Origin of the sequence: Mucilaginibacter oryzae, from assembly GCF_003148845.1 — a bacterium.
GTDB classification, from domain to species: domain Bacteria; phylum Bacteroidota; class Bacteroidia; order Sphingobacteriales; family Sphingobacteriaceae; genus Mucilaginibacter; species Mucilaginibacter oryzae.
On sequence record NZ_QGHA01000006.1, the window covers coordinates 126,608 to 152,886 of the forward strand.

General features: G+C 43.1%; 22 protein-coding genes and 1 pseudogene. 11 read left to right on the forward strand and 12 right to left on the reverse strand.

Translation table 11 applies throughout. From position 1 onward, the window contains the following. The first annotated feature begins 32 nt into the window (after nucleotides 1–32). The 4 genes from LX99_RS16800 (at nucleotide 33) to LX99_RS16815 (ending at nucleotide 3,873) form a co-directional block, all read left to right on the forward strand. A complete protein-coding gene (locus LX99_RS16800) occupies nucleotides 33–617 on the forward strand; it encodes a Uma2 family endonuclease (RefSeq protein ID WP_022831385.1) in 585 nt (194 codons plus the stop codon). 132 nt (nucleotides 618–749) lie between these two features. Further along, on the forward strand, nucleotides 750–1,004 hold the full coding sequence (locus LX99_RS16805) for a hypothetical protein (protein WP_022831384.1): 255 nt from the start codon (nucleotides 750–752) through the stop codon (nucleotides 1,002–1,004). A gap of 14 nt (nucleotides 1,005–1,018) precedes the next feature. After that, nucleotides 1,019–1,312 (forward strand): hypothetical protein, encoded by a 294-nt coding sequence (locus LX99_RS16810; protein WP_022831383.1) that lies wholly within the window; start codon nucleotides 1,019–1,021, stop codon nucleotides 1,310–1,312. Nucleotides 1,313–1,395: 83 nt separating this feature from the next. Next, nucleotides 1,396–3,873, forward strand: a complete 2,478-nt coding sequence (locus tag LX99_RS16815; RefSeq protein WP_109608930.1) for a YfhO family protein — start codon at nucleotides 1,396–1,398, stop codon at nucleotides 3,871–3,873. A gap of 263 nt (nucleotides 3,874–4,136) precedes the next feature. Here the strand turns inward: LX99_RS16815 and LX99_RS16820 are convergent, their stop codons facing one another. After that, the gene (locus LX99_RS16820) at nucleotides 4,137–4,889 is read right to left on the reverse strand and encodes a glycosyltransferase family 2 protein (RefSeq protein ID WP_109608931.1); all 753 of its coding nucleotides are present in this window, start codon (nucleotides 4,887–4,889) and stop codon (nucleotides 4,137–4,139) included. After that, complete coding sequence (locus LX99_RS16825; RefSeq protein ID WP_109608932.1) at nucleotides 4,882–6,165, reverse strand: glycosyltransferase family 4 protein; 1,284 nt, start codon at nucleotides 6,163–6,165, stop codon at nucleotides 4,882–4,884. The genes LX99_RS16820 and LX99_RS16825 overlap by 8 nt, the downstream gene beginning before the upstream one ends. 37 nt (nucleotides 6,166–6,202) lie before the next feature. On the opposite strand from LX99_RS16825, the gene LX99_RS16830 reads away from it, so the two are divergent. The 3 genes from LX99_RS16830 to LX99_RS16840 all read left to right on the forward strand — a co-directional run bounded on the left by LX99_RS16830 (nucleotide 6,203) and on the right by LX99_RS16840 (nucleotide 12,172). Beyond that, on the forward strand, nucleotides 6,203–9,409 hold the full coding sequence (locus LX99_RS16830; protein ID WP_109609049.1) for a S41 family peptidase: 3,207 nt from the start codon (nucleotides 6,203–6,205) through the stop codon (nucleotides 9,407–9,409). A 189-nt stretch (nucleotides 9,410–9,598) separates the two neighbouring features. After that, nucleotides 9,599–11,866, forward strand: a complete 2,268-nt coding sequence (locus LX99_RS16835; RefSeq protein WP_109608933.1) for an aconitate hydratase — start codon at nucleotides 9,599–9,601, stop codon at nucleotides 11,864–11,866. 120 nt (nucleotides 11,867–11,986) lie between these two features. Further along, on the forward strand, nucleotides 11,987–12,172 hold the full coding sequence (locus LX99_RS16840; protein WP_109608934.1) for a hypothetical protein: 186 nt from the start codon (nucleotides 11,987–11,989) through the stop codon (nucleotides 12,170–12,172). 175 nt (nucleotides 12,173–12,347) lie between these two features. Here LX99_RS16840 and LX99_RS26485 read toward each other — a convergent pair. Both LX99_RS26485 and nagB read right to left on the reverse strand, forming a co-directional pair. Continuing rightward, a pseudogene (locus LX99_RS26485) lies at nucleotides 12,348–12,470 on the reverse strand (PIG-L family deacetylase); the annotation flags it as partial. A 223-nt stretch (nucleotides 12,471–12,693) separates the two neighbouring features. Continuing rightward, nucleotides 12,694–14,613: a glucosamine-6-phosphate deaminase gene (nagB, locus tag LX99_RS16850; RefSeq protein ID WP_109608935.1), complete on the reverse strand. Its 1,920-nt coding sequence runs from the start codon at nucleotides 14,611–14,613 to the stop codon at nucleotides 12,694–12,696. Nucleotides 14,614–15,239: 626 nt separating this feature from the next. Between nagB and groES the strand changes: the two genes are divergently transcribed. The 3 genes from groES (at nucleotide 15,240) to LX99_RS16865 (ending at nucleotide 18,446) form a co-directional block, all read left to right on the forward strand. Beyond that, nucleotides 15,240–15,515 (forward strand): co-chaperone GroES, encoded by a 276-nt coding sequence (gene groES, locus LX99_RS16855; RefSeq protein ID WP_022834050.1) that lies wholly within the window; start codon nucleotides 15,240–15,242, stop codon nucleotides 15,513–15,515. 143 nt (nucleotides 15,516–15,658) lie between these two features. Continuing rightward, a complete protein-coding gene (gene groL, locus LX99_RS16860) occupies nucleotides 15,659–17,290 on the forward strand; it encodes a chaperonin GroEL (RefSeq protein WP_022834051.1) in 1,632 nt (543 codons plus the stop codon). Nucleotides 17,291–17,654: 364 nt separating this feature from the next. Next, nucleotides 17,655–18,446 carry a mechanosensitive ion channel family protein gene (locus LX99_RS16865; RefSeq protein WP_109608936.1) on the forward strand — a complete coding sequence of 264 codons (792 nt, stop codon included), beginning with the start codon at nucleotides 17,655–17,657 and terminating at the stop codon, nucleotides 18,444–18,446. 87 nt (nucleotides 18,447–18,533) lie between these two features. Here the strand turns inward: LX99_RS16865 and LX99_RS16870 are convergent, their stop codons facing one another. Genes LX99_RS16870 through LX99_RS16895 form a run of 6 tightly spaced genes read right to left on the reverse strand, consistent with a single transcriptional unit; the run spans nucleotide 18,534 to nucleotide 24,617 of the window. After that, a complete protein-coding gene (locus tag LX99_RS16870) occupies nucleotides 18,534–19,880 on the reverse strand; it encodes a DUF58 domain-containing protein (protein WP_109608937.1) in 1,347 nt (448 codons plus the stop codon). 9 nt (nucleotides 19,881–19,889) lie between these two features. Beyond that, nucleotides 19,890–20,867, reverse strand: a complete 978-nt coding sequence (locus LX99_RS16875; protein ID WP_109608938.1) for an AAA family ATPase — start codon at nucleotides 20,865–20,867, stop codon at nucleotides 19,890–19,892. Between the two features lie 3 nt (nucleotides 20,868–20,870). Beyond that, nucleotides 20,871–22,046, reverse strand: coding sequence for a DUF4350 domain-containing protein (locus LX99_RS16880; protein ID WP_109608939.1), 1,176 nt, complete (start codon nucleotides 22,044–22,046; stop codon nucleotides 20,871–20,873). Further along, nucleotides 22,043–22,804, reverse strand: coding sequence for a DUF4129 domain-containing protein (locus tag LX99_RS16885; RefSeq protein ID WP_109608940.1), 762 nt, complete (start codon nucleotides 22,802–22,804; stop codon nucleotides 22,043–22,045). Before LX99_RS16885 ends, LX99_RS16880 begins: the two co-directional genes overlap by 4 nt. 9 nt (nucleotides 22,805–22,813) lie before the next feature. Next, nucleotides 22,814–23,659, reverse strand: a complete 846-nt coding sequence (locus tag LX99_RS16890; protein ID WP_109608941.1) for a hypothetical protein — start codon at nucleotides 23,657–23,659, stop codon at nucleotides 22,814–22,816. Then, on the reverse strand, nucleotides 23,643–24,617 hold the full coding sequence (locus LX99_RS16895; RefSeq protein ID WP_109608942.1) for a stage II sporulation protein M: 975 nt from the start codon (nucleotides 24,615–24,617) through the stop codon (nucleotides 23,643–23,645). Before LX99_RS16895 ends, LX99_RS16890 begins: the two co-directional genes overlap by 17 nt. An 86-nt stretch (nucleotides 24,618–24,703) precedes the next feature. On the opposite strand from LX99_RS16895, the gene LX99_RS16900 reads away from it, so the two are divergent. Beyond that, on the forward strand, nucleotides 24,704–25,453 hold the full coding sequence (locus LX99_RS16900) for an RDD family protein (RefSeq protein ID WP_109608943.1): 750 nt from the start codon (nucleotides 24,704–24,706) through the stop codon (nucleotides 25,451–25,453). Here LX99_RS16900 and LX99_RS26280 read toward each other — a convergent pair. Next, on the reverse strand, nucleotides 25,450–25,890 hold the full coding sequence (locus LX99_RS26280; protein ID WP_342769431.1) for a DUF2752 domain-containing protein: 441 nt from the start codon (nucleotides 25,888–25,890) through the stop codon (nucleotides 25,450–25,452). The genes LX99_RS16900 and LX99_RS26280 overlap by 4 nt on opposite strands. Continuing rightward, on the reverse strand, nucleotides 25,787–26,164 hold the full coding sequence (locus LX99_RS16910; RefSeq protein ID WP_109608945.1) for a DUF805 domain-containing protein: 378 nt from the start codon (nucleotides 26,162–26,164) through the stop codon (nucleotides 25,787–25,789). The genes LX99_RS26280 and LX99_RS16910 overlap by 104 nt, the downstream gene beginning before the upstream one ends. Between the last annotated feature and the right edge of the window lie 115 nt (nucleotides 26,165–26,279).

Consider the following 26,279-nt stretch of genomic DNA (forward strand, 5'->3'; position numbering starts at 1 on the left):
CATCTATTATTAACTTTGAATAAAGCTGAGTTATGCAATTATCAGATCTTGATTTTTCAAAAACATATTCATACGCCGATTACTTACAATGGACGTTTGAAGATCGTCTTGAATTGATAAAAGGCAAGATTTTTAAAATGACGCCCGCACCGGCGTCGCTACATCAAAAAATCTCAATGAGATTATCAAGTGAGCTTTATTTTTTTCTTAAAAATAAGCCTTGTCAGATTTACGCTGCGCCTTTTGATGTACGCCTCGCTCGCAAAGGAGAAAGCGAAGACAAAAAAATATTTACTGTTGTGCAACCCGACATTTGCATTATTTGCGATCCTTCAAAAGTAGATACCCGTGGCTGTACCGGCGCGCCCGATATTGTGGTTGAAATTCTATCGCCCGGCAACAACCAAAAAGAACTTCGCAATAAATACGAAGTGTATGAAGAATCGGGCGTTAAAGAATATTGGATAGTATCGCCGCAGGATAAAACCTTCCTGAAGTATACCCTTATTGCCAACGGCTATCAACCGTCAAAACTGATGACCATGGGCGATATCATCACTACACCAATTCTTCCCGGTTTTGAGTTAAGCCTTGACATCGTTTTTGCTGATAATTAAAAACATCCGCACATCTGAAATCTGCACATTTGTAATCTGCACATCAAACAATCCGCGCATCTGCCTTCAAAATCATAATCAAACAAATTAACCGTTATATACTTATATTTGTAAGCTTAAAAGTACAACAGCATGTATCTCATTCGTTTCCTGATCATGTCCATCTGTATCCTTTACATCATTCGCAGTTTGGTGCGTTACCTGCTGCCGTTTTTGTTTGAGGGGCTGGTGGATAAGGCACAGCAGCAATATCAACAACAGCAACGTAACTATAACGAGGGTCCAAAACCGGATGGCAAAGTACGCATCGACCATATCCCGCAGCCTAAAAAAGGCAGCGTACCTGATAGTGAGGGCGAGTTTGTTGATTATGAAGAAGTAAAATAAACCTATCAACAAATATGAACACCAACCCGGTATTTAACAGGCGGCAAAATCACAACAATACGCCAGCTTCGGTAACACTGATTATTACCAACTTTATCGTATTTGGCCTGGCTACCCAAATGCTTACCTCATGCGCCGGGATTAAAAGCTTTTTTTGGGTTGTACTGGCAGCGTTGGCGGTTTACAATTACTTCACCATCCGCAAATACCGCGAGGAGTATGAAAAGCCCCAGATCATTGCCTATATATTGAGCCTGGTAGTAATGCTTGGCCTATATTTCGTTCTGCGCTACGCACAGCACTGCTAACATTCCTTAACAAAACTTATAATTCCTATTCTCATTGTATTTTCTATTTTTGGGGAATATATTATCCATTTCAAAAAATTTAAATGAATAACTGGTTCAAGCGTAACGGCATACACTTTGCCATAGCTGCAATTTTTTTAGTGATCTGCTTTATCTATTTAACCCCGGCTTTCCAGGGTAAAACATTAGGGCAAAATGACGTTACAAGGGCACAATCAACCCAAAAAGAAATTAACGATTACAAGGCAAAGGACACCACCATACTCTGGACCAACCAGATTTACGGCGGTATGCCTACCTACCAGATTTGGGCACCTTATAAGGCTAATTTAGCCAGCCATGTAGTAGATGCTGTTAATCGTACATTTCCTGCCCCGGTAGGCACCGTATTGATCTTTCTGTTGGGCACGTATTTTCTATTCATCGTATTAAAAGTAAATCCATGGCTTGCTGCTGCCGGAGCCGTAGCATTTACATTTTCTTCGTATAATATCATTTTGCTCCTTGCAGGGCATGCCAATCAGGCCTTCGCCATAGCTTTTTTTGGGCCAATACTTGCCGGTATTATCCTTACACTGCGCGGCAAACATCTGTTGGGCTTTTCTGTAACGGCTCTATTTCTTGCAATGGAGATTAGGGCCAATCACGTGCAGATGACCTACTATTTGATGCTGGCTTTATTGATCATGCTTGGTATTGAACTGTATCATGCCATCAAAAACAAAACTTTAAATGCTTTCATAAAATCAGCAGGATATATCGTGGCTGCACTCATATTAGCAGTTGCTGTAAACGCCTCCATGCTATGGAGTACAGCAGATTACGGCAACGAAAGTATCCGCGGTAAATCAAACCTTACCAGGCAAGCCACTGAACCCGCTAACGGCTTACCACGCGATTACGCTTATGATTGGAGCCAGGGCGTGGCAGAATGTCTTACATTTTTGGTACCGAACGCCTACGGCGGCAACAGCCAGGGCTCTATCGATCCAGAATCGCATGTTATCAAAACGCTTGCAGCTACGGGTGCCGACCCTAACCAGGTTGTTGGCATTTCAGCGAGGTATTTACCACTCTATTGGGGTAATAAACAATTTACAGAAGGACCTTTTTACTTTGGCGCTGTAATTTGTTTATTATTTGTGTGGGGTTTAATGATTGTTAAAAATCGCATTAAATGGTGGCTATTAGGTGCTGTTGTATTAACGATGTTGTTATCATTTGGCAAAAACTGGCCTTATGTATCCGATCTTTTCTTTAATTACTTCCCGCTTTACAATAAATTCCGCGCTGTCGAATCGATATTAGCTGTCGCAGGTTTCTGCTTCCCAATACTTGCTGTATTGGCAGTAAATGAGGCTATCGTAAATGAAGATAAAGAAAGCCTGTTTAAAAAGTTAAAAATCGCCTTGTACATCACCGGTGGCCTTGCGCTGATTATTGCAGTGGTTCCATCTGTGCTTTTATCGTTTAATGTGAGCGAGCAAACCGCGGGGGTCATCTCGCAAATTGCTCAGCAATTTAAAATTGACGGACAAGCCGTTACCAACGCATTAAGGGCCGATAGAGAATCTTTAGCACAGGCAGATGCCGTGCGCTCGCTGATTTTTATAGGTATCGCATTTGGTTTAGGCTGGGCATTTTTGAAAAAGAAGATCAGCCCGACGATTCTATCAATTGGCATTTTGGCTTTAGTGTTGGTAGACCTTTGGGCTATCGACAAGCGGTATTTAAACACCGATAGCTTTACCCCCAAACAAGATAACCAGGCACCGCAACCTCGCGAAGTTGATCAGTTTATTATGAAAGACAAAGACCCGGACTTTAGGGTATTCGATGCTACAACATACCTTCCCGGCGATGGTGTTACCCCATTTTTTTACAAATCACTGGGTGGATATTCGGCAGCAAGGTTGAAACGTTGGCAAGAATTATTTGACAATCAGCTAACCAAGGCCATAAACCAAGACGTTTTAGATATGATGAACGTGAAATACATCATATCAGCCGATCCGAAAACCCAAAACCTGGGTATGCAGGTAAACCAAACCGCCTGCGGCCATGCCTGGTTTGTAAAAAGCATTAAATACGCTGACAATGCCGACCAGGAAATGCAGGCTATCAGCAGCTTCTCGCCAAAAGATGAGGCTATTGTTGATAAACAATACAAAAGCGTTATTGATGAAAAAGCCCTCGGCGCGGGCGTAGGCGATGGAAAAATAGAGCTAACCAGCTACTCGCCAGATCATATGGTTTACCAAAGTGGATCTACATCCAACCAGGTAGCGGTATTTTCTGAGGTTTATTATAACAAAGGCTGGAAAATGTACATCGATGGCGTTGAAAAACCATATTTCCGTGCCGATTACCTGTTACGCGCGGCACAGATCCCGGTAGGTAACCACAAAATTGAATTTATTTTCCACCCGGCATCCTACTACACCGGCGAAAATATTTCGTTAGCCGGCTCAATATTGCTGGTTCTTGCTTTAGGCGGCGCTGCTTATACCGAAAATAAAAAGAAAGCTCCGGCTGCAAAACCTGCGGGTAAAAAAGCTTAAGGTTTAAATATTAAAAGGAAAAGCGATGGGCTGAAGCTCATCGCTTTTTTTGTATCCAACAATTCAGTTGAATCAAAACACATTGTCATTTTGACGAACGGTGGGGAGGGATTTGAGTGTAGCGTGAGGAGAAATCTTATACGCCCTGCTTTAAAGCACGCATAATGGCTTAGTCGGGCGTATAAGATTTCTCTTTCGCCCCGACGCTCATTTCCACTCCGCTCTATCGATTTGACAAATTTCTATAATAACTTTCATTTCGGTTAATCATTAGTCCTTCTGTTCTTCAACCAATACCAGCCCAAATTAAAAGCGATAACAAAATGATTAAAAACCGTAGGCAATAACCCATAGTTACGTTTCATAATATCAAAGCGCTCCATCAAGCTCTGACGGTGCCTTTTCTTCGACATGCCCCCTACCAGGTATTTGGCTACATAGCGGTTAATATTGACTATTTTTTTTGACTTTTTAGCCGCGTGGATAATCCAGTCGATATCTGAACTTAATTGGTAACGGCGGTCGTAGGGTTCCGCCAAATCCCGTTTGATGTATATAGCCTGGTGACTGATGCTCATGCCGTATTTAAAACCACGCCAGGTAAATTTTGCAGGGGCTTTATGTCGGCGCCGGCCTAAACTGCTGCCATCATCGGCTATCATTTCGGTTTCACCGTAGTAGATATCGGCATCCTCGGCCGATGCAAAAACAGCGTCTACAGTTTCCTCATCATAAAACTCATCGCCCGAATTCATGAAAATTACATAATCGCCGGTGGCTAACGCCAGCCCTTTATTCATGGCATCGTAAATACCCTCGTCCTTTTCGCTGATGAATTTGCTGATGCGATCTTTATATCGCTCGATGACCTGCAAAGTGCCATCGTTGGATAAGCCATCTACAACAATATATTCAATATTAGTGTAAGTCTGGTTAATCACAGAGCGCATGGTACGCTCAATATCGCGTACATTATTATATACGATAGTGATCACACTTAACCGAGGATTAAACATCAGCGCCTCCCTTACTTAAAAGCCTATTATAAACCTCCATGTGTTTTTTAGCGATCACCTCTTCCGAAAAACGTTCCATAATAGTTTCGCGGGCTTGTTGGTTCAGTTTTTCTTTTTCGGGGTGTTTAATCATCCACTCCATGCCATCAGCAAAACTTTCGGATGAGCGGTAGGTGGCGAGGTAACCGTTATACTCATGCCTCACCATATCAGGAATACCACCCGTAGTAAAGGCAACCACCGGTGTACCGCAGCTCAGGCTTTCCATAACCGTATAAGGTAAATTATCCTCGAGCGATGGGATCAGGAAAGCATCGGCAGCGGCGTAATGCAAAGCAAGCTTTTCATCGTTATTGATAGTGCCTAAAAAGCTGGTTTTAAAAGGAAAATCCGGAACGGCTTCGGTGCCCCGGTTACCGAATACCACCAGTTCAATTTTATCGGCATTAGCACCTAAACGCTGCTTAAGCAGTTCCATACTCTCCAGCAGGTACTGCGTGCCTTTGTGGAGGTCTTTGCGCGAGGGCATAAACCCGCTTAAAAAAATGAATTTATCCGTTGGTAAACCAGCTTGCCTTTTGGCTTCTGTTTTATCAACAGGTTTAAAAATATCTGTTTCAAGTGTGTTCGGGATCTGGCTGATGGCTTTACCTTTCATCAGGCTGCTTGATAAAACGGAGGCCTGCATCCAGCTACTTGGGGCAACTAAGTTAAAATCAAGTTGCCGGTAGGCCTTATTTTTTTGCTGCCAGATGCGGTGCGAAATATCATCCTCACCCGGCTTAATGAGCAGCGGACAATTACCGCATTCCTGCTGATAATTGGTGCAGGTGTAACGCACATGGCAACCGCCGGTAAAGGCGTTGCTATCATGAAATGTCCACACCACGGGTTTACCCAGCTTTTTAATTTCGGCAATATGCTTAGGATCCAAAAAGCCATGGTTTACCCAATGCAGGTGGATAATGTCGGCAGTTTTAACATCGGGGTGTTTAATAACCGAACGGCCAAACCAGGTAAAGGAAAAAGGGGTGCGGCTATCGGGCTTCAAAAACCGTTTGGCCAATATGCGCTCAAAAATAATAGCCGCCGCCGTGTACGATTTTTGGATGATGCTGCTGTTAAAAGTGCTGATATTGGCATTATTACCAAATTTATAATGCACAATAATTTTAGAATCGATATTTTGGCTTAATAATGCCCGGTTAAGGCGCATGCATGCCCGCCCAGCGCCGCCGTTACCATCATACGTATTCAAGTGCACTACTTTTAACATGGCTCAAAAATACATTTATTCATCATACTTAAACCAAATGAAAAAACGATACCTCGCGCTGTTTGCAGCCGCCTTGTGGCAAACAGGTGTTAATGCCCAAACCGCCACAAGTTATTTTACCTCCAACCCCACCCTTACCCCTGATGGTAAAACCGTAATTTTCAGTTACGAAGGCGACCTGTGGAAAGCCGACATTGGCAACCCTTCGGCTACGCGGCTAACCGCCATGCAGGGCGACGAAACCAGTCCGCGGGTATCGCCCGATGGGCAATGGCTGGCATTTTCATCCAATCAGTTTGGTAATAACGATGTGTATGTGATGCCGCTGGCAGGCGGCGATATCAAACAACTTACCTATAACGATGCAGGTGACAATGTGGACTCGTGGAGCTGGGACTCAAAATCTATCTATTTTTACTCCGGCCGCTACAACAGTTTCAGCGAGTATAAAGTAGCCGCTACCGGCGGTACACCCGTTCGCCTGTTTGGGCATTATTTCAATACCATTCACGGCGTAGTGGAGCACCCGCAAACCGGCGAGTTGTTTTTCAGCAATACCTGGGAAAGTAATTTCTTCTCCAACCGTAAACATTACAAAGGCGCTTATAACCCGGATATCCAATCGTATAACCCCAAAACCAAAGCCTATAAAAAATATACCGATTGGCTGGGTAAAGATTTCTGGACCACCATTGATAAAAAAGGCAACATCTATTTCGTATCCGACGAGGGTAATGAAGAATATAACCTTTATACGTTTATCGACGGAAAGAAAACCGCTTTAACCCAATTCCCCAGCTCCATTAAACGCCCGCAGGTAAGCGCCGATGGCAGCAAGGTTGTTTTTGAAAAAGACTACCAGCTGTTTATGTACGATGTGGCATCCAAACAAACGCAGAAACTGAGCTTAAACCTGTTCCGTAATAATGTATTACCCAAAGAGCAATCGTTTGATGTTGGCGGGAAGATTGAAGGGGCCGATCTCTCGCCCGACGGGAAAAAACTGGCTTTCATATCGCGCGGCGAATTGTTTGTAAGCGATGCCGAAGGTAAATTCATCAAAAAACTGGAACGCAACACCAGCGAACGTGCTACCGAAGTGGAATGGATGGCTGATAATAAAACGTTAATCTTCGGGCAAACATTAGGCGGCTTCCCTAACTGGTACACCATTGCCGCCGATGGCACCGGCGAGGAAAAACAGCTCACAGCTGATAAAGCAAGCAACCGCCAGCTGAATATGAATAAAGACCGCACCAAGGCTATCTACCTGAGCGGCCGCAACGAGCTGAAGCTGATAGACCTGAAAACACTGACCGCGAAAACCATAGTTACCGATGAGTTCTGGGGATTTTATAGCCCTCAGCCACGCTTCTCTCCAAACGGCGAGTACGTGGTTTATAACGCTTACCGCAATTTTGAGCAGGATGTTTTTGTTTATGAGATTAAAACCGGCAAAATCATTAACCTGACCAACAGTGGTGTTACCGAGGCGGCGCCGTTCTGGTCGCCGGATGGTAAGTATATTTATTTTACTTCGTCGCGCACACAACCTGAATATCCTTACGGATCGAGAGACGCGCACGTTTACCGCATGCCGCTTCAAAAATATGATGATCCGTTTAAGATGGATAAGTTTACAGCGCTGTTCAAAGAGGAGAAAAAGGACGACGACAAGAAAAAAGACAAAGAGAAAAAATCAAACAAAAAGAAACCACTCTCTGAGCAACCCGCTCCAAAGGCCCCAGCCGAGATTACGATAGATACCGACGAGTTGATGAAACGCCTGGAGCGCATCAGCCCGGAGTTTGGGCAGGCGCAGGGATCGTACGTTATCCAGAAGGGGGATAAAACATTGATTTATTACGTATCAAACCATGCCGAAGGCAAGGGGGCGCTTTACCGTACCACGCTTGAAAATTTTGAGCAGCCCAAAACCGAAAAAGTTGGCGGCGGCGATTTCGGCAGCTTCGATATTTTTGGCAACAGCGATAAGTATTTCCTGGTAGCGGGCGGTAACATCTACACCTTAAATATTGATGCCAATAAGGTTGACAAGGTAAACATTGAAGCAAGCTTTACCCGCAATATGGCCGGCGAGTTTGCGCAGATGTTTGATGAAACCTGGGCCGGGCTGGATGAGAACTATTATGATGGCAACTTTCACGGGGCCGACTGGAAAAAGGTACATGATACCTATAAAGCATTTGTCCCTTACCTTAACAGCCGGTCTGATCTGCGGCTGCTGCTGAATGATATGCTGGGCGAGCTGAACTCATCGCACCAGGGCTTTTACTCCAACGGCAGCGAAGAAAGGAAAAACCTAAGCTACCGCACCATGGAAACCGGGATTATTTTTGATAACGACGCGCCGTATAAAGTGAGCAGCATAGCCATCCACAGCAATGCCGATAAGGCAGGGATCGACGTAAAACCCGGCGATATCCTGAAAGCGGTAAACGGTGTTCCCGTTGATGAAAAGCAGGATCGCAACTACTATTTCACCAAACCGCAGCTGGATAGGGAAATTGAACTCACGTTTACCCGCGCAGGCAAAGATGTGAAAGTAAAACTTCACCCCGAATCAACAGGCGACTTGTCTAACAACCTGTACGACGACTGGATCCATACCAATGCCCAAACCGTTACCGATAAAAGCAAAGGCCGCATAGCCTACTCGTACATGAAAAACATGGGAGATGGCGCATTAGAAGATTTTATGGAGGATATGGTTGATGACGCCTATAAAAAAGACGCGCTCATCCTCGACCTAAGATATAACACCGGCGGCAATGTGCATGATAATGTATTAAAATTCCTGTCGCAAAAGCCCTACCTGCAATGGGCCTACCGCGATGGTAAAAAATCACCACAACCTAACTTTGCACCAGCGGCAAAACCAATTATTCTGTTGATGAACGAGCAGACGCTGAGCGATGGTGAAATGACCTCACAAGGCTTTAAAGCTTTAGGCCTCGGCAAGATCATTGGCACAGAAACCTACCGCTGGATTATTTTTACCAGCGGCAAAGGCTTGGTTGATGGTTCGTTTTACCGCATACCTGCCTGGGGTTGTTATACCCTTGATGGTAAAGACATTGAGAAAACAGGCGTATCACCGGATATTTACGTAAAGACAGACTTTACTGACAGATTGGAGAACAAAGATCCGCAGTTGGATAGGGCTATTGAGGAGATATTGAAACAGTTGCCGCCCCCTACCCCCCTGAAGGGAGAAAAATAGTTTAGCAGCTATTTGCACTTTATTAAAGCTCCCCCTTCAGGGGGGTGGGGGGCTTTATTTAGAACCTATCCAAATAACATTTGTACAAAGCGCCGACGGCTTTCAAATGTTATTTTTTGTAATTTCGCCGTTCTAAGGCCAGTAATGGGCTAAACGTCAATTTCTTTTACACCTAAAAATCAAATACAAATGGCTTTTGATTTAGATATGATCAAAAAGGTTTACGACCGCTACAGCACCCGCGTTGAGGCTGCCCGTAAAGCGACCGGTAAACCCCTAACTTTAACCGAAAAGATTTTATATGCCCACCTTAGCGAAGGCGATGCTCAAAAAGCATTCGGTCGTGGGGTTGATTATGTTGATTTTGCACCAGACCGTGTAGCCATGCAGGATGCTACCGCGCAGATGGCCCTTTTGCAGTTTATGCAAGCTGGCAGGCCTAAGGTTGCCGTTCCGTCTACCGTACATTGCGATCACTTAATTCAGGCAAAAATTGGTGCTACCGAAGATTTGAGCACCGCTGTTGACGTTAACCGCGAAGTTTACGATTTCCTGGCCTCAGTATCTGATAAATATGGTATCGGTTTCTGGAAAGCCGGTGCAGGTATCATACACCAGGTAGTGTTAGAAAACTATGCTTTCCCTGGCGGCATGATGATTGGTACCGATTCACATACCCCTAACGCGGGTGGTTTAGGTATGATCGCTATTGGTGTTGGTGGTGCTGATGCCTGCGACGTAATGGCCGGCCTGCCATGGGAGCTTAAATTCCCTAAACTGATCGGCGTTAAATTAACCGGTAAACTTTCCGGCTGGACTTCGGCTAAAGACGTAATCCTTCGTGTTGCAGGTATACTTACCGTAAAAGGTGGTACCGGTGCCATTGTTGAATACTTTGGCGAAGGTGCCCGCTCAATGTCGGCTACCGGTAAAGGTACTATCTGCAACATGGGTGCCGAAATTGGCGCTACCACTTCTATCTTCGGTTACGACGAAAAAGCTGCTGCTTACTTAAAAGGTACCAAACGTGCCGATATCGCTGAATTAGCCGACGCCATTGCCGAGCACTTAACCGGCGACGAAGAAGTTTACGCTAACCCTGAGCAATATTTCGACCAGGTGATCGAGATCAACCTGAGCGAACTTGAACCACACGTAAACGGTCCGTTCACTCCGGATTTGGCCTGGCCTATCTCTAAATTTGCTACCGCTGTTAAAGAAAACGGCTGGCCTACTAAATTAGAGGTTGGTTTGATCGGCTCCTGCACCAACTCATCTTACGAAGATATCACCCGTTCGGCTTCTATCGCTAAACAAGCTATCGATAAAAAATTAAAAACCCAGGCCGAGTTTACCATCACTCCGGGCTCGGAGCAGGTACGTTACACTGTTGACCGCGACGGTTATTTAGATACCTTCGCCGAAATGGGCGGTGTGGTATTGGCTAACGCCTGCGGACCATGTATTGGCCAGTGGGCCCGTCATACCGACGATCCTACCCGCAAAAACTCTATCATCACTTCGTTTAACCGTAACTTCGCTAAACGCCAGGATGGTAACCCTAACACCCACGCTTTCGTAGCTTCACCTGAGATTGTGACCGCTTTCGCTATCGCGGGCGATTTAACTTTTAACCCACTTACCGATACGTTAACCAACGAAGCAGGCGAGCAGGTTAAATTTGACGAGCCTGTAGGTATCGAGTTACCGGTAAAAGGCTTTGCGGTGGAAGATGCAGGCTACCAGGCCCCTGCCGAAGATGGCAGCAAAGTAGAAGTGATTGTTTCTCCAACTTCATCACGTTTACAATTGCTTGAACCATTCAAAGCATGGGAAGGTACCGACATTACCGGCTTAAAACTATTGATCAAAGCAAAAGGTAAATGTACTACCGACCATATTTCGATGGCAGGTCCATGGTTGAAATTCCGCGGTCACCTGGATAACATTTCGAACAATATGCTGATCGGCGCTATCAACTACTTTAACCTGACTGCCGATAGCGTTAAAAACGAACTGACAGGCGAGTACGGTCCGGTTCCGGCTACCCAGCGCGCTTACAAAGCGGCAGGTATCGGTTCGATCGTAGTAGGCGACGAAAACTACGGCGAAGGTTCATCACGTGAGCATGCTGCCATGGAGCCCCGTCACTTAGGTGTACGTGCCATACTGGTAAAATCATTTGCCCGCATCCACGAAACCAACCTTAAAAAACAAGGTATGCTGGCTATCACGTTTGCTGATAACAACGATTACGAGAAGATCCAGGAAGATGATACCATCGATATCACCGGCTTAACTACATTTGCCCCTGGCCAGCAGTTAACCGTGGTATTGCACCACAAAGATGGCTCAACCGAATCATTCCCTGTAAACCACACTTACAATGCACAGCAAATTGAGTGGTTTAAAGCAGGCGGCGCGTTGAACATCATCCGTAAGCAAATGGCATCTTAATTTCGGATATCGGAATTTTGATTTCGGATTTAATATTGAAAAGCCTTCCCGTTTGGGGAGGCTTTTTTGTTGCTGACTGTTTTTAAAGTAAACAGGGCTGTAAAATTTATATATAGAGTTATGTATATCAAAAGAATAAACGTCACCGTTTTACAAGGTTCAACGGTGATCAAACAATTAGAACAGATTAAAATTATAAATGCCTCTACTAATCCGAACGAGGTTAAAAGGCTAAGCCAAATGACCATTGATGAGTTAAACCAGCATGCATTGCAGAAGGCCGAAAATCTCATCACTTCAATTTAGAGATAGCCCTTATCATCAACGACAAATAAGATCAATTGATTGATCTTATTTGTCAAATTAAAATAAAAATCTAAAAATCAACCCATTGGAATATATTTTAAAACAATACAATGAGTTATAATAGCAAAAGCCACGTGAATGATCACATGGCTCTTACTATTTTTAAACCGTTTCCTTAAAATTTATACCTCACAAAGGCCTCCATTGCCTCACAATCAGCTAAACCAAGTCGGTCGTAACGCTGGGCAGTATCGCGCGTGCGGTCTTCCGCACGTACCCAAAACTCCCTTGCATCATCCCATACTGGTTGAAGTTTGGCGGTAGCGTAACTTCGACCTAAACTGTCGGAAGCATTCTGCTTCCGGCTGGCAGACCAATCCACTTCAGAGTAATTACAAGGTTAGCTGAAAGCTTAGCCCGATTTGGTGACGTAAAGAAAAAAGCGCCCGTGAGGACACGGGCGCCGGGATATTGTGTTTAATGTTCTATGAACCATTAACCATGATCCATGAACTCAATCCTTAAAACTTATACCTTACAAAGGCCTCCATTGCCTCGTACTCGGCTAAACCAAGGCGGTCGTACCGCTGTGCGGTATCGCGGGTACGGTCTTCCGCACGTACCCAGAATTCCCTTGCGTCATCGCCCGGGAATACGGGGGTATCTTTTTGCGATTGGTGTTTGAAGATGGCGTTACGCTTGCGGATCACTTCTTGTGGTGATAATGGTACCGCCATTTCAATCTCGTAGGTTTCAAACTCGTGCCATGCGCCGCGGTACATCCACAGCCAGCAATCATCCACCCATGCTTCTTTGCCTTTTAATCTTTCCAGTGCTGCAAGGATAATTTTGAAACAAACCAGGTGGGTACCGTTAGGGTCGGCAAAATCACCGGCAGCGAAAATCTGGTGTGGTTTTATTTTTTGAAGCAGATCGATGGTTAACTGAACGTCTTCTTCGCCTACCGAGTTCTTTTTGGTTTTGCCGGTTTCATAGAAAGGCAGCGCCATAAAGTGGATATGATCGTCCTGTAAACCGGCATATCTCGCGCCCGAGATAGCTTCGGTTTTCCTGATGAAGCCTTTTACATTGCGGATCTCCTGGGTGTCGATCTCATTAGGCTGTTTGGTTGGGAAAAACGCCCGCATATCTTCGTACGATTTTTGGAGATGGGTAGTGTCTTCGCCGATAGATTTGGTAAAGTCGATAGCGAACTCCATGTACCTTAATACGTCATCATCCCATACCGCGGTATTGCCCGAAGTTTGGTAAGCCACGTGTACATCATGGCCCTGGTCAACCAGGCGAATGAATGTACCGCCCATCGAGATCACGTCATCATCCGGGTGCGGAGAGAAAATGATAGAGCGTTTTTTGGCAGGCAATGCCCTTTCCGGTCTTTGCGAATCGTCGGCATCGGGTTTGCCGCCCGGCCAGCCGGTAATAGTATGCTGGATCTGGTTAAAAATATCGATGTTGATATTATAAACCGGTCCCTGTTCAACAGCCAGCTGCGCCATGCCGTGGGTATTGTAATCTTCTTCGGTTAATTTCAGTACCGGCTTGTTGATTTCGTTAGCCAGCCAGATCACCGCCTTCTTTTTCAGTTGGTTATCCCAAGCGCAGTCTTTCACCAGCCATGGGGTGTCAAAACGGGTTAGTTCTGATGCCGCTTCTGCATCCAATACAAACTCTACATTATCAGATAATTGCAGGTAAGTGGCAGGCACTTCGCCCGAGATCTCGCCTTCTACAGCTTTCTTAATAATCTCTGCTTTCTTTTTGCTCCAGGCCATCAGGATAATCTCGCGGGCTTTGAATATCGTTCCGATACCCATAGTGATCGCTTTGGTTGGCACGTCGGCTTTACCACCAAAATCCCTTGCCGCGTCACGGCGGGTCAGGTCGTCAAGCGTTACCATCCGGGTACCTGAGTTTGGCGCCGAACCCGGCTCGTTAAAACCGATGTGACCGGTACGGCCTATCCCCAGGATCTGCAGGTCTAATCCGCCAAGTTCTTCTATCTTTTTCTCATACTCTACGCAAAATGCTACCACCGCATCGGCATCTAATGTACCGTCGGGTATGTGTACATTGTTTTTATCGATATCAATATGGCTAAACAAGTTATCGTACATGAAGGTCACGTAGCTTTGGGCGGCTGTGGGCTTCATGGGATAATACTCGTCCAGGTTGAAAGTGATCACGTTTTTAAAGCTCAAACCTTCTTCTTTGTGTTGGCGTACCAGTTCGCCGTACACGGCTACGGGCGTTGCGCCGGTGGCCAGGCCCAGTACCGCTTTTTCGCCGCGGGCTTGTTTCGCTTTAATCAACTTTGCAATTTTGTCGGCTACCGCTACCGAAGCTGTTTTAGCATCGCTATAAACGCTTACCGGTAGTTTCTCATACCGCGTCTCTTCCAATAAATTTAATCGTGCCATAATTTGTTCAGAACCTGTATTTTATATGTGAAAGTTTAAAAAAGTCGCTATACAAAAAACCCCCGCCCGGGGCGAGGATTTTTATCAAACCAATTAACAAAAATGTTTATCCTCACCGACATGAGGGTAAAGTAATTTACGTATAATAATAAGCTAAGCATTATCAATACAAACTTAATAAAACATAATTTGAATTAAAAGAACTTTTTAAATTTTTTTAATAAGTATTTTCTATCCGAAAAATGTTCTTAAATACATGTTTAGGTTAAAATTTGCAAACGCTGCAGCAGCAAGTGCTACTTTTACGCCAATAGGGCGAAAAAATTCGATAGGCTTAGCAAAGGTAATATCGTGAGGTATGCCTGCGCCTTGCTTCAGACACGAGTGGAAACAGCGATTAGCACAAATATGTTTAAGCGCAGGCATCTAATAGATTCTCCGTCATCCCTAAGTCATACTGACATCCTGACACCATCGGGTTAAAAAATTGTTAAGCTCCAAAACCGGCAATAACTTTTTGCTGACATTAAAACAGTCTCCCCCTGTCAATATCGGCTTTACCGGCACTTGGCATAATTGATGATGCACATTGTACTGAAAACTTAAATAAATAAAACTTAATAACTATGTCATTAAACATTAAACCTATCGGAGACAGGGTTGTAGTGGAGGCTGCAGCCGCCGAAGAAAAGACTGCTTCAGGTATCTTTATTCCTGATACTGCTAAAGAAAAACCTCAGCGTGGAACTATCGTTGCTGTTGGTCAGGGAAAAGTTGATGAGCCTTTAACCGTGAAAGTTGGTGACCAGGTTTTATATGGTAAATATGCAGGTACAGAAATTACCTACGAAGGTAAAGAGTACCTTATTATGCGCGAATCAGACATTTACGCAGTTCTTTAAATCAATTAGCGAATTAGTGAGTTATTGAATTATTGATATTCAAGCCACTTATTCTAAAAAAAGACAAAAATCAAAAAATAATTATTGAGGGTGAGTTTTAAAATCATTAATTCACTAACTCGATAATTCAATAATTAAAAAACATGGCAAAACAAGTTAAATACAATGTTGAAGCACGCGACGCCCTGAAACGCGGCGTTGACATCCTTGCTAACGCGGTTAAAGTAACCTTAGGTCCTAAAGGCCGTAACGTAATTATCGATAAAAAATTTGGCTCACCCGCTATCACTAAAGACGGTGTTACTGTAGCTAAAGAAATCGAACTGAAAGACGCCCTTGAAAACATGGGTGCGCAAATGGTTAAAGAAGTAGCTTCAAAAACTGCCGATATTGCAGGTGACGGTACTACTACCGCTACCGTTTTGGCCCAGGCTATTGTAACCGCAGGTATTAAAAACGTAGCTGCAGGCGCTAACCCGATGGATTTGAAGCGCGGTATTGACAAAGCTGTTGCTGCTGTTGTTGAAAACCTGAAAACCCAATCGCAAACTGTTGGCGAAGACAACAACAAAATCAAACAGGTTGCTTCTATCTCGGCCAATAACGACGAGGTTATCGGTTCGTTAATTGCCGAAGCAATGGAAAAAGTTGGTAAAGATGGTGTGATCACTGTTGAAGAAGCAAAAGGTACTGAAACTGAAGTTAAAACTGTAGAAGGTATGCAGTTTGACCGTGGTTACCTTTCTCCTTACTTCGTAACCAACGCTGATAAAATGGAAGCGGAGTTGGAAAATCCTTATATCCTGATCTACGACAAAAAGATCTCTTCGATGAAAGAATTGCTTCCAATCCTTGAAAAACAAGTACAAACCGGCAAACCATTATTGATCATTGCTGAAGATTTGGACGGTGAAGCTTTAGCTACATTGGTAGTTAACAAAATCCGTGGTTCACTGAAAGTTGCCGCTGTTAAAGCTCCTGGCTTTGGCGATCGCCGTAAAGCGATGTTAGAAGATATCGCCATCCTTACCGGCGGTACTTTAATCTCAGAAGAAAGAGGTTACAAATTAGAGAACGCTGATCTGAGCTACTTAGGTACTGCTGAGAAAATCGTTATCGACAAAGATAATACTACTATCATCAACGGTTCAGGTTCTGCTGAAGAGATCAAAGGCCGCGTAAGCCAGATCAAATCACAAATTGAATCAACTACTTCTGATTACGACCGCGAAAAATTACAGGAGCGTTTAGCCAAATTATCTGGCGGTGTTGCTGTACTTTACGTAGGTGCTGCTACCGAAGTGGAAATGAAAGAGAAAAAAGACCGTGTTGACGATGCTTTACACGCTACACGTGCCGCTGTTGAAGAAGGTATCGTAGCCGGTGGTGGTGTTGCCTTCATCCGTGCGGTTGCTTCTATCGCCGATTTGAAAGGTGATAACGAAGACGAGAACACCGGTATCCAGATCATCCGTCGCGCTATCGAAGAGCCTCTTCGCCAGATCTGCGAAAACGCTGGTATCGAAGGTTCGATCATCGTGCAAAAAGTTAAAGAAGGCACTGCCGACTTTGGTTACAACGCACGTACCGATAAATACGAAAACCTGATTGCTGCAGGTGTTATCGACCCAACTAAAGTAAGCCGCGTGGCTTTAGAGAACGCTGCTTCAATCGCTTCGATGTTATTAACTACAGAAGTTGTATTGGCAGATGATCCGGAAGACGCTCCGGCTGGTGCTCCACCAATGGGTGGCGGTATGGGCGGCATGATGTAAGCCCCCCGGCCCCTAAAGGGGGTGTATCGGAATCTATATACTTCCAAAGCCCTGTATGCAAAAGCATACAGGGCTTTGTGCTTTATTACAGGCTTTTATCGTCACGCAAAAGTAAACGGACGGTCATTAATCAATCATTTGATTAATTTTCAGTTACTATGCTGTATGTAAAGCATAAATTTGCATAACAAATCTGCTACAGCGCCCGTTAGGCATAGGATTTGAATAATGCAGGTCATGAAACGTCTATCTCAAAAAACCAAACAAATACAAAGCACCCTGATTGACTGGGTGCTGTTTAAAGGGCCCGAGCTCTTTGTTTCATTATACAGTTAATAGATAATTATTAACTTTACGTTCAGTTATGTTACTGGACGAATACTACACACAATTTCACCACTGGCTTGTTAACCGCGGCCCCAGTTACTTAGGTGGAATAATCATATTTTTTATTGGTTTATGGTTTATTAAATGGCTCCGCAACCGCCTGAGGATGCGCATGACCAGGCGACAGGTGCATTCGTCATTACAGCCATTCTTTTTAAGCCTCACCATCACCGCCTTGTATGTGCTCCTCGTAATCTGGGTGATGAACATTATTGGCTGGGAAATGACCATTTTCACCACCATTATCGGTGCCTTTTCTGTAGCGGCAGGTTTGGCGTTATCTGGTACGTTTCAAAATTTCGCGGGCGGAGTGCTCATCCTGTTGTTAAAACCCTTTGAGATAGATGACAGCATCGTAGCCCAGGGTCAGGACGGTAAAGTGGTATCCATCCAGATGTTTTATACCGTATTGATTACGGCAGATAATAAAACGGTGATCATCCCCAACGGTAAACTATTTAACGAGGTAATTGTAAACGTAACACGCGAGGGCCGCCGCCGGCTTGATTTTGAAATGCGTGTGGGTTACAGCAACGATATGGAAAAGGCAAAAGCCATCATGCTGCAGGTTGTTAACACCAGTAAAGATATCCTGCATGATCCGGCTTCGCGCGTGGGCGTTATTAGCCTTGATGCCGATTGCGTGAGGTTTACCGTTAATGTTTGGGTTGATCCGGCCAATTTTTTAGTTGCCAAGATCAATTTGCAGGAAGCTATGTTGAAAGAACTGGCAGCAGGCGGCATCAACTTCCCGAAGCCGGGACAGTAATCAATTGCAAGTTTGCCCCATAGTCACAGGAACACAATATTCCCAGGTTTATTTAAAGCAAGTAGCCCTTACAGGGCAATTAAGAGGCTATATTTTTTGCCTGGCTTTAATCTCTAAGTACCTGTTTATCGTATTCACCGTCAGGTTTTGCGGCGTACTAAAAATTGTTTGAATGCCATGCGTTGCAAGCTCCTTTACCATTAGCTTTTTATCATGCGCAAACTTTTCGGCAATGGTTTTTATGTAGATGCCTTCAACATCAGTTGCGGGTTGTTCGCTTAGTGTTTTAAGTTCGGTATTTTCAAAAAAAACCACCAGCAGCAGGTGAAACCTGGCAATCCGTTTTAAAAACGGCAGTTGCCGCTGCAAAGCGGGCATACTTTCGTAATTAGTAAAAAAAACCACCAGGCTCCGCTGCTTTATTACCCGGCGTACGGTGGTATAAAGCGCCTCCATATTGGTTTCCAGGTACCTGGTTTTCTCCTTGTATAAAACCTCCAGTATTTTATTAAGCTGGGTATACTTACTGTCGGCAGGTACTACCGCACCAATTTTTTCGGCTACGGTGATTAACCCGGCCTTATCTTCTTTTAGCAAGGCCACGTTTGATAAAACCAGGCTGGCATTAATGGCATAATCCAGCAAACTCAAACCCTCAAAAGGCATTTTCATGGCACGCGATTTATCAATTACGCAATACACATGCTGCGATTTTTCGTCGGTGTAGGAGTTAACCATCAGGTCGCCGCGGCGGGCCGTGGCCTTCCAGTTAATGGTGCGATAATCATCACCAGCAACATAGTTTTTTACCTGCTCAAACTCCATACTATGACCTATGCGTCGTATTTTCTTGATGCCGATATCGGTAAGGCGGTTGGAGATAGCCATTAACTCGTATTTGCGCATTTGCAAAAACGAAGGATATACTGGTAAAATCTCGGTCTGCTCAAAATTATAACGACGCGAAACTAAGCCCAGCGGCGATTTTACAAACACCCTGATAAAACCAAACTCATACTCGCCCCGGCGGGTAGGTCTTAACAGATAAAGGATCTGTTTATGCTCACGCGGTTTCATTGTTGTTTTAAACCAAACATCGCGCTTCTGAAACTGCTCCGGGATCTCGTCGATAATGCCTACAGCTATATTGAAAGGATAAAAGTTTTCAATATAGATGGCCAGCTCGTTTTCGTCGCCGTTGCTCAAGCGCTCGGGTGCTACACGTTTGGCAAATACGCCGTTGATCGTTCGATAAAGCAGTACCAGATCAAGCAATACCAAAACCATAATTACCCAAAACACCAGTTGTGGAATAGCGCCAAGCCATGGAAAAAAGAAACCCAATACAAATAGCACCACGCTGCCGGACAGGCAGGCGAAGAGCGTATTGTTTAAAAACAGGTTTTTATAAAATAATCCGATCAGCTTTTTCACAGCAGCGTATTAGCGTGGAACTTCAATTTTTTGTATGATCTGAGATATCACTTCATCAGGTGTTACCCCTTCCATTTCTTTGTCGGGTGTAAGGATAATGCGGTGCCTCAATACCGGTGCGGCTACATAAATAATATCTTCAGGCGTTGCAAAATCCCTGCCTTTAATTGCGGCAAGCGCTTTAGCCGCGATAATAATAGCCAGCGAAGCCCTTGGCGATGCGCCAAGCTGTACCGATTTACTGTTACGGGTTTCGTAAACTATTTTGGCAGCAAACTCAAGCAACTTGGGTTCAACATGTAAAGCACGTACCTGCTGCCTTATTTCTTTAATATCGGCAGATGACAATACCGGCTTAACCAGGCTTAACTGATCAGCAGTTTTTTGCTGGTGTTGTCGGGTAACGATGGCAATCTCCTCCTCAAGCGTTGGATATTTGATCTCTATCTTAAATAAAAACCTATCCAGCTGTGCTTCCGGCAAGCGATAAGTACCCTCCTGCTCAACCGGGTTTTGAGTAGCCAGTACGGTAAACGGCTCTTCCAATTTATAGCTATTACCATCAATGGTAAGCTGACGCTCTTCCATTACCTCAAACAAAGCCGACTGTGTTTTGGCAGGAGCTCGGTTTATCTCATCGATTAAAATAATATTACCAAAAATCGGCCCGCGCTTAAACTCAAATTCAGTTGTCTTAGGATTGAAAACCGAGGTACCCAAAATATCCGAAGGCATCAAATCTGGCGTAAACTGGATACGCGAGTAACCGGCATCAATAGCTTTGGCAATCAATTTTGCTGTAAGCGTTTTGGCAACACCAGGAACACCTTCTATCAGGATATGCCCATCGGCCAAAATACCAGCTATTAATAAATCAATAGATTCATGCTGGCCTACGATGATCTGGGCAAGGGTTGCCTTTATTTGTTCAACCGCGGTATGCAGTTTACCAAGATCAGTGCGTTGTTCAAAAAATTCGTTTTCCATGTTTTACCTGGATTGTATATAAAATTGCTCAATAAGTTGGTTCAGTTTAATAAGCTCATGATCGGTAATTTGCTCATGAGTGGTGGCAAAGCTCAAGGCTGTAGTTAAATTTTGTGCAAGCGTTAAAGAGATACCGCTTTTTTTGACAAGCGTTTCGGTAAACTCCCCATCAAGTGCATTGGTTTTCAAGGCATACCTATCTCTCATGTAGCTTAACAGGTAAATAGCCTTTTTATGGGCTATATCGGTATTATCCCGCTTTTCATAATATACCTGGCCTACAACGGTCACAAAATCTACAGTAGAGTTTTTTAAAGGTTCAACAACCGGAATTATCCTTTGACGGCGTTTTATCTCATACAAAACAAAAAACGCCATGCTGAAAAACGCCAGGTAAAAGGCCCAACGTAAGGCCGGATTACGTAAAAACACGCGCATGGTTGTTTCATCTTCCGACCGGCCAAGGGTATAGTACTGGTCCCATATTAAAGTTTTACCATTTTTAACATATGATAGTGCTTTGGCCGCATAGTCCATACCGCCACTGGTTAGCAAACTGTAATTGGTAAACATAAGCGGGTTGGCATTTAAATAAAGGTGCCCTTTCCCAATGTTGTACTCTATAAAATTAGCCTTATGTTCGGTATTTTTTCCCAGCACAAGCGCTTTGCCAGTATCAATTTTACTGAAATAACCGGTGTTTGTCCCCTTATCTGATGTGTAAAGCCGGGTGGTATCGATTTTAGGATTTGAAAAGCGGATACCTATCGCGGCCTGATTAATAAATACCGACTGCGTTTGTAGTTTAAAATTTTTTCCCAATTCTTCGCCAAAGTACGATGCCGCAATAAACACATCATTACCTTCATTAACAAACTTCCGTAGTTTGGCATAATCGTACTCATTAAGGTTTATAGAGTTGCAGATTATAAGATAAGCGCCATGCTTTATACCATGATCATTGATCACATTGTAAAGCGGCTCGCGGTAGGTTTGAACACTACTCCCCGGAAATAAATCATTAATACGGTTGTATAAAATGTAAGTACCAAAAGGGATTTTATCGTTTATATCCAACGACTCTTTCCAATCGATGCCTTTGGGCCTGTTATATTGGGCAATAAGATAAATAATCATTAAGCTGCCCAATGCTATAAGGTAAATCCTTAAACTCTTCATGACAGGCTTTGTTTAAATTCCTGAAAAATGTTATTTATCCGTTGGTACGATTGCCCATCTATCGGAAAATCGCCATACCAAACATATTCAAACTGCCGGGTAACCATTGTAAACTGCTCACGCTGCGTAGTGTTATTCAGTTCATTAATATAGGCTGTATTGGTTTTTCCAATTTTCCAGTTTATCAGGCCCCGATCACTTAGCTGTTTAAGGCTTCGCAGATAGAGTAAACGCACTGCGAGGCGGTAATTTTTGTTAGCTAAAGCTTCATCTATCGCCGCATCAAAACTTATTTCATGAATATTTTCAGCCGATTCTGCGTAAGGCACGGGTGTACTTTTAGGTTGCTTTTTTAACAAATGAGGAAAGCCTATTCCTAATAATTTAAAAACACAGTAAATTACAGCTACTACAGCCAGCCCCAGAATAACATACTTAAAAACAAACACCGCATTTTGGCCCCCGCGAACGCTGCCAAACAATTTTTGAAATACTTCAGCAACCATACTCCAAAAGGATTGCCATAAATGCCATATCCATGCCCAAAAGCGGTCCCACCAACTTACACCAGCTTTAGTTATATGATAGTTAAAATCTTTATCGCTTCTATACTTATCAATCGCAGCATCGTTAAAATGCCTTATTGATACGTTGGCCGTATCTGCTTTTATAATTGCAGGTAGTTTTTTAACAGCTGCCGCAACCTCCTTAACAGCCGGAGTGCTTCCCTTATGCGAAATATTTAATGATTTAAGCATTGCCGATTGTTAGTATTGCTCGGTAGGAAACTGATCTGCAGGTGAATTATGCTTACCAAAAGTTCTGATCCTGCTTATCAGGCTATTTGATTCTTTGTACTCGATTAAGCTGAAATAAACCAGTGTTATTGCAATAACGGGTAATAACCACAAAAATTGACAAATATGTTCAATAACAGATTCTATCCATGAAAATGTAGTGTTGTAATAGGTGCCGGTTAGCCATTGACTGCCATCGTAAAATATAATTGCCGGTATAAACAATACCATTGCAATAATAACAACCAAAACACTCATAAGCAGTAGTACACCAAATACAAACCACCAGTTATCTTTAATAATTTTGAACGCTTTCCTTGTGGCATATTCTGCGTTGCCATTTTCTATCACCATTATAGGTACAACAAGGCCAAATATCGGAGCGAGATATACAAAGGGGAAAAAGCAGAAAAAAAATGATATGATCAATGCTATACTCAACAATATCTGCGTTCCTAAAACCCTAAAAAAGTAATACTTAAAATATTCCCAAACTTCAACTACTGTAACCGGCTGATTACCATTTTGCTGGTAAACAGCCAAATAACTGATAACTGTTAAGGTAAGGGCGGCGTAATTAACCTGTTCAAAAAGAAATTTTAAAACTCCCCAAAAAGAAAAAAATGAAAAGCCACCCTCTTCTGCGCCCCGCCAGCCGGCCAGCACCGTTATCAGTGTAGCGGTTAGGGCAAATAACCCGCATATTACAATGTATGCCTTAAAAAGAGGTTTGAAATTTTGCCGGATAATAACAAACGTATCACCGATAATATCGCCAAAATCACGAGCCTTGTTCAGTTCAATATTCTCCTTCATTGCTGGTTTCAACAATTTTTAAACGATGTGATAAGTATGTAGGATAGACCACAACATACCAGATTATAAACAAAAACGATCCTGCTAAAATGGAGCAGCTAAGCCATAACGACATTTCGGTATGGCGGGTTATAAAACTCTCAAAAACGGCCGCGGTAACCACAATGGGCGAGATGCCAAGCATTATTTTAAGCCCGTCACGGGCTCCTCTTTTTAATGATACCGCCCTGCTATAGGTTTTGGGAAACAACATGCTGTTACCCAATATCAACCCGGCGGCACCTGCCAGTATAATGGTCGAGATCTCGAGTGTGCCATGGATCCAGATCACCAAAACCGATTGCATGCCCAAACCTTTGGCAATAAAAAGGTATTGAAAACAGCCAACCATAAGGCCGTTCCTAAATAAATTCAGCAATGTACCTGCAGATAAGGTAATCCCCAACACAAAAGTAATGGCCGTTACTGTAAGGTTGTTTTTCGCTATCATCCAAAACATGATAAATTCGTTCTGGCTTTTGTAAACACCAAACGGATCGCCCTTGCTAATGTTTTCGTTAGTCATGTTCACATAATCGTCAGAAAGTACCAGCCTGATAAATGTACGATCATACTTAGCCGACAAGATACCGATGAGAAAAAATGTAATAAAAAAAGCAAACGAATACAGTATTTGCATCCGGTATTGGTTAAACAGCAAAGGGAGTTCAGTTTTCCAAAAAAACACAAACCTATTGGTCTTTTCTTTCTTGTTTTTATAAATAGATTGATGAAAGCCAGCGGCAAGACCATTCAAATACAGTGTAGTTTTTGATTTTGGATAAAATGTTTTTGAATAAGCCAGGTCGTCGGTAATGGTTATAAAACGCTCTGCAATATCATCCGGGTCTTTAGCAGGCTCGGTTTCATAACTCTTCCATTTATCGGCGTTCTGTTTTATAAATAATGGCTCGCGCATGTGAAAGGCTCAGTAATTTTCTGTTAAAATAGCAACAATATTTGATGTACACATAAAAGAATTGAATTGTTATTTATATTTATTGCATGCAAACTATAAAAATCCGAACCTCACAAAACATTGAAATTGATTACGAAGTAGCTAACCTTGGAGATCGTATTTTAGCCCGACTGGTTGATATGGTGCTTTTAGTTGGCGTTGCCTACGTTGTTTTTATACCTGTTACTTTAATTTATTCTACCGTTCTGGAGCGGGAAGATCTTCCCGTAGCGATGATTGTGGCCATCGTAGTATACACACTTATAAGCGTTTTTTATGATCTCATTGCCGAAATGTATTTTAACGGACAAAGCGTTGGTAAACGCGCATTAAGAGTTCGGGTAATAGATCTCAGCGGTGCAAGACCTACCGCAAGCCAGTTTCTTTTAAGATGGGTATTCAGATTGGTCGATTTTATCATAACGCTTGGCATTGGGGCAGTGATAGCCGTTGCCGTATCAGAAAAAAAACAACGTATTGGCGATATGGTTGCCGGAACAACCGTAGTCAAAACTCAGCCCAAAGCACAATTGAAAGATTTATTTTTCGCGCCGGTGGATGAAAGTTATGAACCTGTTTTTTCTGAAGTAAGCATGCTTCATGATGATGATGTAACCTTAATATATGAAGTGCTGCACAATTTCAGCATGACAGGCAATAATTTGCTGGTTTATGAAATGGCTATGAAAACCAAAGACCACCTAGGAGTGAGTATCCCAGCCAACATGAACGACTTTGAATTTTTACAAGTAATAGTTAAAGATTACAGCTACATAACCTCCCTTAACAGCATTTAATAATTGAACAGCTTATACAGTTTAATAACGTATGAAACTATAATAATGCTCAATGTTATGCTATAAAATGCTTTCTTAAGTATCTGTGTTTTATTAAAACGATACCTTTTAGAGAGGATCACAAAAAGAGCGGTTACCAATACGGCTATACAGGCCGGATAATATTTAAAACTGTTATATATTTCCCCTTTTAACAACGCAATAACGGCTCTTTGCATACCGCAACCCGGGCAGTCAATCCCGGTTAATTTTTTAAAAGGACAAGTAATTAAATGATTTTGCAGCCATCTGACGATGTTCAAATAGCTGCAAAATGCATTAATAGCGGTCAACTTATTGAGGAGAATTATAATTAACAGGTCGTTCGTAATCACCGGCGCCAAAACCAGTCCTGTTTTTAGGATCCGGACCATATTGATTTTCACCGGGAGTGCCATCTGTACAAGCCAAAATCAAGTTGTAAATAGGGATAAGAATGAACCAACCGCTTTTGCCAACATCATGCATTCTTCTCACACCAACCGCAATACTTGGTATCAATATGGCCAAAGAGTAAATGTTGCTCAATAACGGAAATTTCAAAAATACGCCAACAAAGCTTAATATCATTGAAAAGATGACGTTAAACAATGCGAAATACCAATACTCGCTACGCCTTGCGCGGCCACTAAACAGTGCATAATTTTTTAGTACTTCAATGTAATAGTTCATGGTTTGTTTTTTTTAAGGTTTGAGTTTACGTGTAAATAAGTTCATCGCAAATTAGAAAATATTTCAATCAAAACTTTAATTCACAACGTATTTATTATACAGCAGGCAATTGTAA